Origin of the sequence: Paenibacillus taichungensis (assembly GCF_003287275.1) — a bacterium.
Taxonomy (GTDB): domain Bacteria; phylum Bacillota; class Bacilli; order Paenibacillales; family Paenibacillaceae; genus Paenibacillus; species Paenibacillus taichungensis_A.
On the sequence record NZ_QEVW01000012.1, the window covers coordinates 102,646 to 117,104 of the forward strand.

Genomic DNA, 14,459 nt, shown 5'->3' on the forward strand with positions numbered 1-14,459 from the left:
CGTATCACTGTTCAGAAAAGATAATGCCTTAGCATGATCGACGAAACGCAAACCCAAACACCAAAAATACTGATTCCGTATGTTGGAATCAGTACTTTTGGTCAGTACTAATCGTGCTTTAATCCGTTCTCACAGGTAACTTACCCTCAGCTTTCCGTTGGCCAACCAGCACTTTGATCCCTGCTGTCGTATTGGGCTCCTGCTTTCCGTACACGGCAAGCCCTGATCGCACATTCTGTAAATAAATCATCTCGTACGGGTTGCCGAGCGACAATAGGGAGTATCGCTGATTACTCCTGTTCATCGTATCAATCAAGGTTTGATAATCGGACCATCCGAACTCACTGGCCACGTTACGGAACTGGTAAGATGCGAGAATGACGTAGTCAGCCTGTCCAATCGCCTTAAGGGCTTCATTCGTCTTCCCTTGTCCAATAAGAGAAATTTCTGTCTTCAGAGATAGGTTACTTGCAGCTTGTATCAGTTGCTTCTCGAGTTGCTTTCCCTGTTCCTGTTCGGCTGCGAGAATAACGACCCGGTCACCTTGCTGAATTTGATCCGGAAGTACACCCTCGCGGCTGGCCAATACGGTAACCGCTCTCTCTGCAATTTCCTGCTCCACCGCCCGATGCTGCTTCGATCCAATGACACCGTTAAGTTCGTTTAGCTTTTGCACCAGAGTCTGGCTGCGTTCAAACAAACCATATTTGGCTTTCAGCTCCAAAATTCGTTTTACTGAAGCATGAATGGTTTCGTCCGGGATCTTCCCGCTCTTCACCGCGTTCACCAGCGTTTGATGTGCAGCCGCCGGATCTTTTGGCATAAGGATGATATCAACACCTGCAGAAACAGCACGTTCCACGGCTTTATTCTCTCCAAAATGCTCCGCGATCGCCTTCATGGTAAATGCGTCAGAAATGATCAGACCCTCGTATCCCAACTCCCCTCGAAGCAGTCCGGTCAGCACTTTTTTGGATAAGGTTGCAGGTATGGGCACATTCTTTCCGTCTTTGAGTGAAGTAACATGCTCGTTATCGATGGCAGGGAAAGCAATGTGTGCAGTCATGATCATCTCGACCCCGTTTTCAATCGCATCCCGAAATGGTTTTAATTCTACCGCATCAAGTCGCGCCCGGTTATGGGTTAGTACCGGCATACCGAGATGAGAGTCTACGGTTGTATCCCCATGCCCCGGAAAATGCTTGACTGCCGCGATCACCCCGGATTGCTGTAGACCCTTTATCGTTGCTAGACCAAGCTGCGTCACCAAATTCGCGTCTGAGCCAAACGATCGTATGCCAATGATTGGGTTGTCTGGATTGCTGTTTATGTCGAGCACTGGTGCAAAGTTGATCTGTATTCCCAGTGCCTTTAGCTCTTCCCCTGTCAACTGACCAGCCGCTTCGGCCAATGCCGTGTCTCCCGTTGCGCCGAGCGCCATTTGCCCCGGCAGATTCGTCCCGCCCGGTATCCGCTTAACGACGCCTCCTTCTTGGTCGATGCTAAGAAATAAAGGAATATCACCGGCTTCTCTTTGCATGTCATGTGTGAGCGTTGTCAGCTGCCTGATATCTACAATATTTTTATCGAAAAGAATAAGCCCGCCCAAATCTTGATCATGAATGCTGCGTTTCAGTCCTTCATTAACGGTCGTAGTCACTTTACCGTTCCATTGCCTAATGTCCGGCATAAGCATCTGGCCGACTTGTTCGCTTACGGTCATATAGGATATCAGCTTGTCCCAATCTTGAGTACGAATAGCCGCTTCGCGTTCGAACCGAATCACTCGTGACATAAACACAGCATATTCCGCTCGCGTGACCGTTTGATTCGGACGATAGGTACCATCCGAATACCCGCCGACCAAGCCGTTGGAGCTCAAGATGAGAATGGGTGCCTCAGCCCAATGTTGTTTCGTATCTGACCAATTGGCTGGCTGCTTGCCTTCCAAGAGTGAATACGCACGCGTAAGGAATGCCGCAGTTTCGGCGCGGCTAAGCGGTGCGTCCGGCCGGAAGGAGCCACCAGGAAATCCGCTGGCAAGTCCGTTTTTTGATGCTAATGCTATTTCCCGATAAAAGGGGTGCGTTGTCGGAACATCCGAATAAGTCGTTGTACCTTCCACCGGCTTCTCCAGCTGTTGAGGATAAAGCTCCCGCACCATAAACGTGACGGCTTGCGCCCTGGTTACCAACCCTTGGGGCTTAAATATTCCATTTCCATACCCTGCGACTGTTCCACGTTCGGCCATATACTCGATACCGTCTTCTGCCCACTTCGAATGCTGCAGATCGGTAAAACGTTCTTCCGCATCTGCACTTCCTGCCCATATGAGCATAGAACCGAGAACTGCACCAAATATCGCTATCATTTTTAGTTGCATCTTTTTCACTCCTGTTGCTGTTCTATGTAAGATAAATAGACGCTATTGATATACGTTTTGTTGCGTTTGGTCGCTGTTTTTATCGCCCTGGTACTTATCCCCCTAAGATCACTTGACTGTTGTCGCAGCATCTAAGATAATTACAGTTTGACTAAAAAATTCCTTACTAGAGGACCATTTATTTGGAAGGGGGGATCATTATGAACTGGTTAAATGAACTCTATAAAATAAATAAGCGCGATTCAAAAAGAGAAATCGAACGATCCTTGGTTGACGCCATCTTCCGAATCTATGATCGGTTTCCTCGAATTGGCCTTAGAGAGCGAATCGGGCAGCAAGAAATGTCTCTCGATATAGCCGATGCTTATATCCATGGGCATAACGCTATGATTGAAGCTGGTGTCGGAATCGGCAAGTCTTTTGGCTACCTGATACCCAGCCTGCTCATGAATCAAATATCCCAGAAACCGGTCATTATAGCTACATCCTCCATTCAGCTTTCGGAACAGATACATAAAGATTTACGGGTCATTGGCAGTCGGTTGGGCTTCACAACGGTTCGCTCTGTCGTTGGGAAAGGTATGGGCCAGTATGCATGTCGAAGTAGGGCCGCGGAATGGACTAGGCCTGATGATCCGAACACCTCACTATCTACCCTTGCCAAGCGCATTTTAGATTTTGAAATTGATGAAAGAGCGGATATTAAAGCTGGAATTAGTGATGCCGAATGGTCCAACTTTTCCGTAAATGATTGCAAATTTGAACGTTGCCATCATAAAAATGCATGCTTGTTTTACGATATGAGAGCTAAATTAAATGCAAAGGCTCATGAGATTGATTTTATTATTGTGAATCAGGACCTGCTCATACGGGATTTGATGAAGAAAAAAGAAGGAACCAAGAGTATCATCTCGGAACAGCCTGCTCTGATCGTCATTGATGAAGCGCATAATCTGGAAGCAAAAGTTCGAGATGCCAGAACGCTCGAGTTCACTTATCGGAGAATCTGCGGCATACTGGATAACACTGCGCAGCTTCTCACGAAGCAGTCCGGGGATAAAAGTCTTTTTTCGCAATCCAAGTTTATAAAAAAATGTGCCCAGCGTATCTTCCAACAGATAAACGCGGATTTGCTACACCATGCCAAGCAGGATAGCGATCGTATAAAAGTGTCGGAGATCAAAGGTATACCGTTAAACCAGGTCTCGAACGATTTGAAAGATCTCAGTCTTCGCCTTTCCATTTTGACCTCCCGCCACGAGCGGGAGATTGATGATGCTTTTGAAGCTATCAACGGGCTTATTACCCTCATCCATGTTTTGGCTGAAATAGAGGATAACTATCTCATATGGGCAAGCAGTCCACTGGGAGTAGCCACGATCAGCATCTGTCCCAAAGATATAAGCCAATTTCTGAAGTACGCTTTATTTAATGGAAAGTCGCCTGTTATCCTAACGTCGGCAACGCTATGCCAAGGCGGGGAGACACTGGAGGAACAATACTCTTATTTGACGCAATCCCTCGGTTATAAGGGTGAATTTATGGATCGAAAATCCTCCCCTTTTGACTACACCAACCATACCATGATGTACATCTCGAACAAGGTTCCATATTACCACCATGATCAGCGTGAAAACTATCTTGAAGCAGCCTACAACGAATTGGTTCAACTTTGTAATTTAACACAAGGAAGAACAATCGTCCTTTTTTCAGCTAAGGAGGACATGAAGTACATTTATAAGAAGCTGATTTCGAGAACCAATGAGTATACATGGACAGTCCATGTTCAAAAAGAAGGATCTTCCCAGGACAGTGTCATCACCGAATTCAGGAAAAGCAATGGTGTACTCCTTGGTACCGGTGTATTCTGGGAAGGTGTGAATATTGAGGGTCCCGACCTGTCACAGGTCATTATTTTCCGGCTGCCCTTCCCTGTTCCTTCGGACCCTATTTATGAATATAAGGCATCTGTAACGAAGAATCCGTTCATGGAGGTATTTGTACCGGATATGCTTCTACGGTTACGGCAAGGAACTGGACGTTTAATTCGCAGTGAAACAGATCTTGGCATACTCAGCATACTAGACTCCCGTCTCAGTACCGCGGCAAAAAAGAGTTACCGGGCACAGGTGCTGGACACGCTGCCTTTCAAAGAAGTGACTGAGGATTTTTCGATTTTGGAGAAGTTTGTTCAAAAAAAGGGGATACGGCGTACGGATTGAAAGTGAAACAACCCAACCATATAACTGCTCAAATCACATGAAATAGGTCCTTCCGCCCATAATTCGGAGGGGCCTATTTCAATGCTGGAAGTAAGATATATGCTACAATATATTCCAGATCTATGAATCCCAAAGGAGGCATTTACATGGTTGAAAGACCAACTACAGCGGAGTATGCGGCTTTTTATGAAGGGTACATCCAGCTTGTTCCTGAAGGAAACATCCTCGAACGGTTAGAGCTGCAAGCCAACATCGTACAAACTTTGCTTTCATCAATGACAGAGGAGCAAGCAAATTATCGTTACACCGAAGGCAAATGGAGCGTGAAGGAAGTCATCGGCCACCTTTTGGATAACGAACGCATCATGAGCAGCCGATTGCTTCGCATCGCCAGAGGTGACAAAGCAAATCATCCTGGCTATGATCAAGACGTGCTTATGCAGAGCGATCCTTTCAACGCATATACCGTAGCCAATTTGAACGAAGAATATTCCGTTACACGCCACTCAACCATTCTTATGCTCCGCCGCCTCACACCGGAAGCTTGGCTCTGTAGAGGGATCGTCAGTGATAATCCTGCTTCAGCTCGTTCGATTGCCTATATTATGGCCGGACATGAGCTTCACCATTTATCAGTACTTCGCGATCGTTATTCGCTGGATGTGCAATTATAATCACTACTGAATAATAGCTCCGGCTTCTTCTACAATTTGAATAATGATATCGCCTGCAGATTGGTTATCTGTTAACATTCTCGTTCCCTGACCTGCCCAAAGGGCCATATACTCGGGATTATTTTGCTTAGCAGAAGCATTTCTAATCTCTCGAGTTAATGTATTTTGGGTAGGAAAGGTCAGCGGCTTCATGCTGGATGCTTCCCAATGTTGTATAAAGGCGTTCTTGATGCCACGCGCTGGCCGTCCAGAAAAGGCATTTGTAATTACAGTGCTTTCCTCTGTGCTATCAAACAACGCACGTTTATATACCTCATGTGCGCCAGACTCTATTGATGTCAAAAATCGAGTCCCCATTTGCACCCCTTGTGCCCCTAAAGCGAGTGAAGCCACCAGTCCTCTGCCATCCATAATTCCTCCGGCAGCAATGACAGGAATATGGACGTGATCTACAATTTGTGGGACAAGTGCCATGGTTCCGATATTTGCTCCACTGGACTGAGATGATACATCAAAAGTTCCTCGATGCCCTCCTGCTTCACTACCTTGTGCAACAATGACATCACATCCGCGCTTTTCCGCTTGAATAGCTTCCTCTACCGTGGTGACCTTACTCATAATTTTGATGCCTAACGATTTTGCTTTCTGCACATGAGACTCGGAAAGCAATCCAAACGTTGTACTAATAATCGGAACTTTTTCGTCCAGCAAGATAGCAAACTGTTCTTCAAAATGATTGGGAGTACGTATTTCATCTTGAGTACGCTTCTTCACACCCAAAGATCCTCGAATCGGTGTCAACTCTTCATTTACTACCTCAAAATTCGTATAATGATCCGGTCCAACATGAGCAAAAATATTAATGGCAAACGGTGCTTGCGTCCGTTTTTTAATCTCATGTATGGCGCCTCTTAGTTCCTCAGGACTCATATACGCAGCGCCTAACGTCCCTAACCCACCTGCATTAGAAACCGCAGCGACTAGGGGTGCCATGTTTGCAATACCGGCCATCCCTGCAAGAACGATTGGATAACGAATATTGAAGCTTTCACAGAACCTACTGTTTAATTGAATAGACATCGAGGTTACCTCCTCATCAATTCGGATTCCATTCTTTATAGTTTACATCGAGTTTATCCATCTTGTATAATCCGTAAATCAGATGTTATATATCATGATTTCAGATAGATTGTTTTCTAAAGGAGGGTCAACTTGGATATTCACTTGCTGGAGATTTTCATCCAAACCGCTCATGAAGGAAGTATTTCCAAAACAGCAAAAAAACTAAATTATGCTCAATCCAATGTTACTCACAAAATTCAACAGTTAGAGGCGGATCTTCAGACCATCTTATTCTATCGCCACAAAAAGGGAGTTACACTTACTCCTTCTGGACAAGTTTTAGTAGGTTACGCCGAAAAGATTCTAAATACCATTAACGAAGCCAAAACCGTAGTAGGAAGCAGCTCCATTCCTTCAGGTCCTCTGGTTATTGGTTCTATGGAAACAACTGCAGCAGTGCGGCTGCCTTCCGTTTTCGCACAATATCATTTGAAATATCCGAAAGTAGATTTCTCTTTAGTTACAGGGCCAACAGAAAAGCTGCTTCATGGAGTCCTGCATTATGAGCTGCATGGAGCTTTTGTTTCCGGTCCGATTGAACACCCAGATCTCACGCAGGACAAAGTCATTGAAGAGAGGCTTGTTCTTGTTACTTCACCCAATCTTCCCCGGATACAATCGATTCATGATTTACAAAATCATACGATGCTCGTTTTTCCCAAAGGATGTTCATACCGAGCCAAGCTTAATACTCTCCTACAAGAAGAAGGATTATTGCCTGTGAAATTAATGGAATTCGGAACACTCGAAACGATAATTGCTTGTGTTAGCGCAGGCATGGGCATTACATTACTGCCTTATTCCATCATTGCGGATTATGAAGTACGTGACAAGGTAACCTGCCACTCCTTACCGGAGAAGTATTCTTCAGTAACGACCATGTTTGTTAAACGAAAAGACACCCTCATTACACCGGCGCTATCTGCTTTTTTAGATGAAACTAAGAAAGAAATTCCCCAAAGCTAGCTGCACCGTTAAAACAAAAAAAGCCGCTAAACCAGCGACTTTCAATGGGGCTACGCTCTGCTTTCTCCACATGTGCTTTTGCCCACTTCAATACTCTCTCTTGATTACAAAAAATGAGCCCCGAATGGTTCCAGCTAACTTAGATTTCTGTCTGGCAAACTTAAACTTGCCTTCCAACTCCGCTGGAACTTCCATCCCCTCAGAAAGCTTAAAACCCACGGCCCGCTTCTTAGGGTCATCCACCGTATACATAACATTGAGTCCAAGACCATCTTCATAAAAGACGTAGGAAAATCGAATGTTTTCCACTTGAAAAGCTGACGTCTCCAAAGGCTTGGCGGCAAACTCAATATCACGTTCTTCCTTCAAAATTCGTGTTACATAGTCAAGGGTGTCCTGACTTTCGCTAGCAGGAACAACCGTAAATTCATGCTTATATTTGTTCATAAAGTAACGGGCTTCATTCGCACGCAAACCTGCAAGCGCTGCTGCTACTGGTGAGGACTCTAATCCGACCGTAGACACATTTTTAAAATCAACGATATACGACATCCCGATCTCTCCTTCAAGTTTATTTCCTAATTACAGGAATCCATATTTCACCAAATAACAAACCGTTTCGTTGTCCCATCTCAACCGTAGTATTTGGCCCACCAACATAAGCATAATTCGTTTCCGTTGGAAGGACTTGACCAAAAGCCACGCCAGTAAGGTTATTACTTAACTCATCAGACGTTGCCCCTTCCCCCTTAACGACCAGATATTCACCCTTAGGGAATTGGATCACTCTGGTTGCTTCTGGCAGTGTTTCTTCTGTCATGACGCCAGCATAATGCATCATTTTGTTATTCACCGCTTCGTTCACGGCAAAAATATAGTCATTTGTCGCTATTGCTTTTAAAGAGTCCAGACTTCCATCTTCTTTCACAGCCGACCAAAAATCAGCCTTTTCTTTGTTAATACCAGCATAGTCTGTGTAGTTGCTCTTAAGCTCAGTTCCAATACCCAAAACGATAAAGCTGTCTTTTTCTTCAAAATTATAATTACTCATTCGTAACACCATCCTCTTTAAATTTATCTAAGCATTTGTCTTTTCACTTGATGAGTTTATAATAACCTTAAATCATGTCAAATTATGATACTGTTTAGGAGGACCGGATGAAAAAAGTAGAACGGATTAATATCATCATGAGATATATCAACAACCGCGCTCACTTTACCATTTCTGAAATCATGCGGGAATTTAACATCTCTCGTTCAACCGCTATTCGAGATATCCGAGAGATTGAAGCTATGGGCATGCCACTTGTCGCTGAAGTTGGGAGGGATGGGGGTTATTTTGTCATGAACAACTCTGTCCTGCCTACGGTCCGCTTTACCGATAATGAGATCAAAGCTCTTTTTCTCGCCTTTATGGCAACCAGAAATCAACAACTCCCTTATTTAAAGAGTCGTCAGTCTTTAACTGAAAAGTTACTGGGCCTTATTTCCGAAAATCAGCAAGATGACCTTGTTCTTTTAAATCAAATATTGCTTTTTGAAGGGACCAACCCCCATAATCCCGACTTGCTTGATTTGTCAGACCTGCCCCACCCTATGTTGGAAAAACTCATCCAGCTTCTTCTTATAGAGAGCTCTTTGTTGGTTACCATCCAAGAAGAAATGGAAATAAAGTCTTATCCCATTTATCTCCTGCACCTTTATCGTGAAAAAAGCCTGTGGATCATTGAAGGCTTCGACTTGGAGGAAGAAAAGAGACGGATTTTATCTGTCGACAATCTCACCCATATTGAACCTTTTCCTACAAAGAAAAAGGTAAGTAAGAAAAAGATTTTAGAAAAATTAAGTAAGCAGGAAGAAATGATCAACCTTGTCCTTGAACTTGGTCCAAAGGCGATTGCACAGTTCAAGAAATACCACCCTTTAAAGCTTTCACTTTCTTATACGAACCCTTACCAAACTACAGCCGTTATAAAGACGTTTATCAATGTTCGTCATGCAGAAGAATTAACCGAAATATCCAATTGGTTGCTTTTCTTAGGTGGAGATATCCAGGTCAAGGAGATGCCAAAAGAAATTTTAGCATGTGTACAAGAGAGATTAAACTTATATTGCCCTTAAGTAGTGGATAGTTAAAACCAAATAAAATTTGGACTTAATCGTGCTTTTTATTATCTGCTGTTTCTACTGAGATCTACTATGGAACATTATCCCAATTGCCCTAAGCTTTAAGGAAATGTTTAGCGATAAAAAAACGTATTAAGGAATTATCTCCTCAACACGTTTTCCTGGTGATCTACAACTCATTTACATCATCTGTTATTGTTAAGCTCTTCAAAGAACTTAATATTAGTCTCGAAATCAGGCACGGTTTGAAATTCTTCAGCTTGTTTAACTAATCTTACAACCATATCATTATAAGGTGTTGAGAAGTGTTTCAATTCGTTCCTGATGGTTTCATCGGCAACACGGACGGCACTTACAACACTAATATCAAGATCAAGCACGACGCCATACTCCACGTTTAATGCTGCAGATAGGCCGCTAAATGCATTGTTAATAAGCAATTTGGACCACTTCGTGCCCATCAGGTTATCGGAAATATGTGTTCCACCCACAAGGTCTAGTATAGATTTGATCTGTTGAATTCTTTCGGTTGTTTCACCATTTAATATGACAACAGGTCTTGTAGAACGGACTCGTTATATGGCTGTTTAGTTAAAAGCAAGACTAGATCATAAGTTCCTGACAAGTCGTCAGGACTAATGGCCTTCACCTTTGCCTGAAAATCCGCAGTGCCAGTGGTTTTCATCTAAAATACTGTAAAATATCATTTACTGATTGCTCAGGTGACTGCTCCGAACTGTCCAGCCAAAATCCGATTTGAGGCGTTTCCTTCAAAAAGTCTGAATACAAATTCTCTACCGTAAAGCCAGTGTACCCGACCTTTCCTCTTGATTTTTCACGCTCTTTTACTACCTCTACCTTAGGACACAGCACAACTAACTGAACCGGATAATCCTTTAACTGGTCCATCATATAAACTAATTCCGCACCATAGTAATTATCCTGCAAAACTACAGAAAAGCCATTTTCATAGTACGTTTTTGCAGCATTTGCGGCTAACTGATAACGTAAATATAATTGACGGACTGCTTCTTCCGACGGTTCAGCAGACATGTCTTCGCGTCCGGATACAATCATGCGACGGAATATATCACCACGCAGATGCACGGCTTTTCCCAGCTTGGAAGCCAGCAGCTCCGACACTGTTGACTTACCAGAAGCCATTAAGCCTGTAATTAAGCAGATCGCTTTTTCCATAACTAGTACCTCCTTTTTATCATTAAAAGAGAAACATTCCACATGGGTTCTTAGACATATTTATTTATCATGGCATTTAGAAACTCCCGGAATTCTTCAACATATGCTTTAGGTTCTAAGATTTCCAAATCCGTTCCAAAACTAGCTAAAAACCGAAATCCAAAGTGGTTTTGTGGCATATCTATTTCGGCTATAAAGAGTTCAGAATTGTAAGCTTCAATCCTTTTTTGACCGTATCTTTCAATAAATTGATCTTTTATTCGACGTGAGATCAATACTTTAATTTTAATTAGTTTAGGTTGATAATATTGCTCTGTTTTCTGTTCAGTCACATAATCTCTAGCAACAAATGTTTCGATATCGATCTTCAGATTATCCGTTCTGGACAATTTAAAAGTTCGATATTCCATTCGATCTAAACAAAACCCCTTCAAATACCAACTCATTTCACTAAATTGAAGCTGGTATGGCTCGACCCGTCTCTGCGACTTGACTCCACTTTGATCTATATAATCAAATGTAAGCAACCTGCCTTGCTCTATTGCTTTCTGACAAGTCTTTAAAATTTGTACAATTTCAGGACGACCATCCCAATTGTAAAAAGACAGTTGAATTGTACCTTCTGAAGTCGTTGAACCTATCATCGATTCAATCTTTTTAAGCGTTGATTCTACTTCGTCACTAAAAAGAATTTTTCCCAATCCGCCCAGTGCAGTCAATATATTTTCTAAATCTTTGCTACTTAAAAGCCGTTTGTCTATTTTGTATTCATCCATAATTCCGTATCCACCGTTCACTCCATTTATAGCATAAATGGGAATGTTAGATAATCCAAGTGTTTCCATATCACGTAGAATCGTTCTTTTGGATACATTGAATAATTTAGCAAATTCGGTGGCTGATACCACATTCTTTTGCAGCAAGATCATGATGATGGATATTAATCTTTCAATTTTGTTCATGATAGTCCTCTTTAGGTAAATAAATTTTGATCATAGCTATAATAGGTGACAAATTAGCTGTCACCTATTATAGCTTACACTTCATGTATTACAAGAAGGAGGTTTTATCATGTCAGTTATTGCATATTTAAATTTTGATGGGAACACAGAGCAGGTCATCGCGTTTTATTCAGAAGCATTGAACGCAAGTGAGGTAAAAAAAGTAAAATTCAAGAATTTTTCACAAGATCCAAACTATCCTTTGCCAGAAAATGAGTTGAATATGATTATGGAATCATCGTTAGAATTCGCAGGTGGAAAAATAATGATGTCGGATCTTCTTCCTTCGATGAAAAATGTAACGGGTGAGCTGGTTAAAGGCAACAATGTAATCATTAGTATCATTATTGATGATAAACAGGCAATGGAAAATTACTTTTCTAATTTGTCTGTAGGTGGGTATGTGATTATGCCTTTATCAGAAATGCCTTGGTCTTCCTGCTTCGGAATGTTGGTTGATAGATTTGGTATCGTTTGGAAGTTTAATAGCGACGCTGATACATTCCTGGATAGTGTAATTTCTAATGCTACTTAATGAACTGCTTCCAGCAAAGTCAAAAAGCGAATTGAGATCTTGGTTTCAAGAACATTGCCTGACTGAACATTTTTGCTGGATCGTTGTGAGTATGAAATCAACATCAGGTACGCTGCTGTATCTGGATGCTGTTGAAGAAGCCTTGTGTTTTGGATGGATTGATGGACAAAAAAAGAAAATTTCCGAGACTCAATTAGCCCAAAGGCTATCTCCTCGAAGCAAAAAAAGTTCGTGGACTGAACTGAATAAAGAACGGGCCCGTCGCCTTGAATCGTTGGGCTTGATGACAGATGAAGGTCGAAAGGCTCTCCCTGATCTCAGTTACGAATCATTTAAAATTGACCCTATTATTGAGCAGAGGTTAAAAGAGGACACGGATATGTATCAAAATTTTACGGCATTCCCAGATCTGTATAAAAGAATTCGAATCGACACCATCCAAAGTTATAAAAATCAACCTGAGTTATTTAACAAAAGATTAGATAAATTTATAACTAACACCAAACAAAATAGAATGTATGGCAATTGGAATGACAATGGACGCCTTTACACCCCAAACACCTCACCTTGAATATTCAGGTGAGGTGTTTGATAATAGCAAGCGACATGATCGAAATTGGAATTTCCAACTTATCAATCAATGATCATTTGAAATTTTATCAGTCATAAAGATTTGATTGGTGGAGTTGCTTTATTGGATTTGTTGAGTCAAACTCCTTGATTACTCACCCAGGTTGTTCCAGAATGCTTGGAAGGAACCTTTCCCGATTTCGAAGAATACTGGTACATTGCCGTAACGAACCAGACCTTCCCCAAACAGGACTAATTGGACATTCGTCTTATCTTCGAGCGTCAGGTAGATGATCTTGCGATCTTCCTGCCCGTAAAGGCGCTCCTCCAGTTCAGGGCTTGTTGCTATAGGTTTGGCAGCATATAGCGCTGAGATAAAGTTGTTCAGTGATTTGTCCGCTGCGAGCAGCTGCATCTGCTGCAAGCCGTTGTTCCAGCTGGCGAAGTTCTCCCACTGCGCCGAAGCGACGTTGCCTTCGAGATGAAGCTTGCCGATCAGGTCTTCGCCACTGCCGATAGTGATGCCGTTGCTCTGGTCAAACAGTTGGGCGTACCCCTTACCATCGATCTCGGTGTAGGACATGATGCGGAAATTCGTGTCATAGCCGTTGACCGCATAGATGTCTGCTTCTCCAATGTTGGAGGCCAGCTCCGTGTACTCATTTTTGTCGCTCAGCTCATGAATGCCCCCTGTCGTAGTTCCGAGCTTCTCGCCTCGCAGGGCAAGCGCATCCGCACCGTCAAGTGATGTTGCGGATTGTGTATAGACATTGCCCTGATAGACCACCAGTTGAAGCATAGCGGCCTTCACGCCATTCTTGGAATCCGGCAGCTCCATTTTTGGAATCACCACCGGGTCGAATGACGCGCTCGGTGTGACCTGTGCCACCTGCGTCGCTGGCGCGGCTGGACCGCTCAATTGCTGCCATATGCTTGGCGCCGCGAGTCCAACACTGGCAGCTATGACGACGCTCGCTGCAATGTATAGAGGTTTTCGCTTTCGCTTTTGTTCATGACGTTGTGTGTTTAAGGTTTGCTCTATCCGTTTTTTCATTTGGTCACTTGTTTTCATATGGTCCACCGCTTTCTTATAATTTCGTTTGAATTGTTCCTCATTCATAGGGGTTCTTCTCCTTCCAGCTCCAGTTTTAACAGCTGTCTTCCCCGCTTCAACCGCATCTTCACTGCAGACTCGCTGATCTGCAGAATCTCGCCGATTTCCCTGATCGGATAATCTTCGTAGTAATACAAATGAACCACCGTTCTATACTTGACGGGCAGTGACAGCACGAGTTCAATCAGTGCCTGATCTTCGGGGTTGTCTGTCGTAAGGGGATCTGCTCCCTCCAGCTTGACCTCCCGTTTGCGCCAGCCTCTGCCTAATAAGGATTTACAATGATTGGTGATAACCCGGATCAACCATGCTTTCTGATGCTCTGCATCGTTGAACGTAGGGGCTTTTTCCATTAACTTGATGAAGGTATCCTGAGTGGCTTCCTCCGCGTCCTCTCGCCTGCCGAGGTGCACCATGGCAATCCGGAACAGCGTATCCGCGTATGTCTCATAGACTTTCATCATATGATCTCCCCGTTGGGGTATTGATCGCTGCATGGTTGTTCTGCCCTCCTTTATATCTCTAACACTCTCAAGGACGGCATTTGG

At 43.2% G+C, this 14,459-nt stretch carries 14 protein-coding genes and 1 pseudogene; 6 read left to right on the forward strand and 9 right to left on the reverse strand.

The features are described from left to right. Positions 1-118: 118 nt before the first annotated feature. Positions 119-2,383: a glycoside hydrolase family 3 N-terminal domain-containing protein gene (locus DC345_RS18665; RefSeq protein WP_113054341.1), complete on the reverse strand. Its 2,265-nt coding sequence runs from the start codon at positions 2,381-2,383 to the stop codon at positions 119-121. Between the two features lie 200 nt (positions 2,384-2,583). Between DC345_RS18665 and DC345_RS18670 the strand changes: the two genes are divergently transcribed. Next, positions 2,584-4,605 (forward strand): ATP-dependent DNA helicase, encoded by a 2,022-nt coding sequence (locus DC345_RS18670; protein WP_113054342.1) that lies wholly within the window; start codon positions 2,584-2,586, stop codon positions 4,603-4,605. A gap of 146 nt (positions 4,606-4,751) precedes the next feature. Continuing rightward, complete coding sequence (locus DC345_RS18675) at positions 4,752-5,279, forward strand: DinB family protein (RefSeq protein ID WP_113054343.1); 528 nt, start codon at positions 4,752-4,754, stop codon at positions 5,277-5,279. 3 nt (positions 5,280-5,282) lie between these two features. Here DC345_RS18675 and DC345_RS18680 read toward each other — a convergent pair whose 3' ends face one another. Continuing rightward, positions 5,283-6,359: an NAD(P)H-dependent flavin oxidoreductase gene (locus DC345_RS18680; protein ID WP_113054344.1), complete on the reverse strand. Its 1,077-nt coding sequence runs from the start codon at positions 6,357-6,359 to the stop codon at positions 5,283-5,285. 132 nt (positions 6,360-6,491) lie between these two features. Between DC345_RS18680 and DC345_RS18685 the strand changes: the two genes are divergently transcribed. Beyond that, the gene (locus DC345_RS18685) at positions 6,492-7,367 is read left to right on the forward strand and encodes a LysR family transcriptional regulator (RefSeq protein WP_113054345.1); all 876 of its coding nucleotides are present in this window, start codon (positions 6,492-6,494) and stop codon (positions 7,365-7,367) included. 87 nt (positions 7,368-7,454) lie between these two features. On the opposite strand, the gene DC345_RS18690 is transcribed toward DC345_RS18685, so the two are convergent. Both DC345_RS18690 and DC345_RS18695 read right to left on the reverse strand, forming a co-directional pair. Continuing rightward, the gene (locus DC345_RS18690; protein WP_064637420.1) at positions 7,455-7,919 is read right to left on the reverse strand and encodes a hypothetical protein; all 465 of its coding nucleotides are present in this window, start codon (positions 7,917-7,919) and stop codon (positions 7,455-7,457) included. A 19-nt stretch (positions 7,920-7,938) separates the two neighbouring features. Next, a complete protein-coding gene (locus tag DC345_RS18695; protein ID WP_113054346.1) occupies positions 7,939-8,418 on the reverse strand; it encodes a GyrI-like domain-containing protein in 480 nt (159 codons plus the stop codon). 107 nt (positions 8,419-8,525) lie between these two features. On the opposite strand from DC345_RS18695, the gene DC345_RS18700 reads away from it, so the two are divergent. After that, on the forward strand, positions 8,526-9,488 hold the full coding sequence (locus tag DC345_RS18700; RefSeq protein WP_113054347.1) for a helix-turn-helix transcriptional regulator: 963 nt from the start codon (positions 8,526-8,528) through the stop codon (positions 9,486-9,488). Positions 9,489-9,679: 191 nt separating this feature from the next. On the opposite strand, the pseudogene DC345_RS18705 reads toward DC345_RS18700, so the two are convergent. The 3 genes and pseudogenes from DC345_RS18705 to DC345_RS18715 all read right to left on the reverse strand — a co-directional run. Then, a pseudogene (locus DC345_RS18705) lies at positions 9,680-10,176 on the reverse strand (hypothetical protein); the annotation flags it as partial. Further along, entirely contained in the window at positions 10,176-10,691 is a 516-nt protein-coding gene (locus tag DC345_RS18710) for an AAA family ATPase (protein WP_113054348.1), read from the reverse strand. The pseudogene DC345_RS18705 and the gene DC345_RS18710, both read right to left, overlap by 1 nt. Positions 10,692-10,741: 50 nt before the next feature. Next, positions 10,742-11,653 carry a helix-turn-helix transcriptional regulator gene (locus DC345_RS18715; RefSeq protein WP_113054349.1) on the reverse strand — a complete coding sequence of 304 codons (912 nt, stop codon included), beginning with the start codon at positions 11,651-11,653 and terminating at the stop codon, positions 10,742-10,744. Positions 11,654-11,762: 109 nt separating this feature from the next. Between DC345_RS18715 and DC345_RS18720 the strand changes: the two genes are divergently transcribed. Both DC345_RS18720 and DC345_RS18725 read left to right on the forward strand, forming a co-directional pair. Further along, on the forward strand, positions 11,763-12,227 hold the full coding sequence (locus DC345_RS18720) for a VOC family protein (RefSeq protein ID WP_113054350.1): 465 nt from the start codon (positions 11,763-11,765) through the stop codon (positions 12,225-12,227). Next, positions 12,217-12,798: a YdeI/OmpD-associated family protein gene (locus DC345_RS18725; RefSeq protein WP_113054351.1), complete on the forward strand. Its 582-nt coding sequence runs from the start codon at positions 12,217-12,219 to the stop codon at positions 12,796-12,798. The genes DC345_RS18720 and DC345_RS18725 overlap by 11 nt, the downstream gene beginning before the upstream one ends. Before the next feature lie 150 nt (positions 12,799-12,948). Here DC345_RS18725 and DC345_RS18730 read toward each other — a convergent pair whose 3' ends face one another. Then, positions 12,949-13,917 carry a hypothetical protein gene (locus DC345_RS18730; RefSeq protein ID WP_113054352.1) on the reverse strand — a complete coding sequence of 323 codons (969 nt, stop codon included), beginning with the start codon at positions 13,915-13,917 and terminating at the stop codon, positions 12,949-12,951. Further along, positions 13,914-14,408, reverse strand: a complete 495-nt coding sequence (locus DC345_RS18735; protein WP_113054353.1) for an RNA polymerase sigma factor — start codon at positions 14,406-14,408, stop codon at positions 13,914-13,916. Before DC345_RS18735 ends, DC345_RS18730 begins: the two co-directional genes overlap by 4 nt. Positions 14,409-14,459 lie beyond the last annotated feature (51 nt).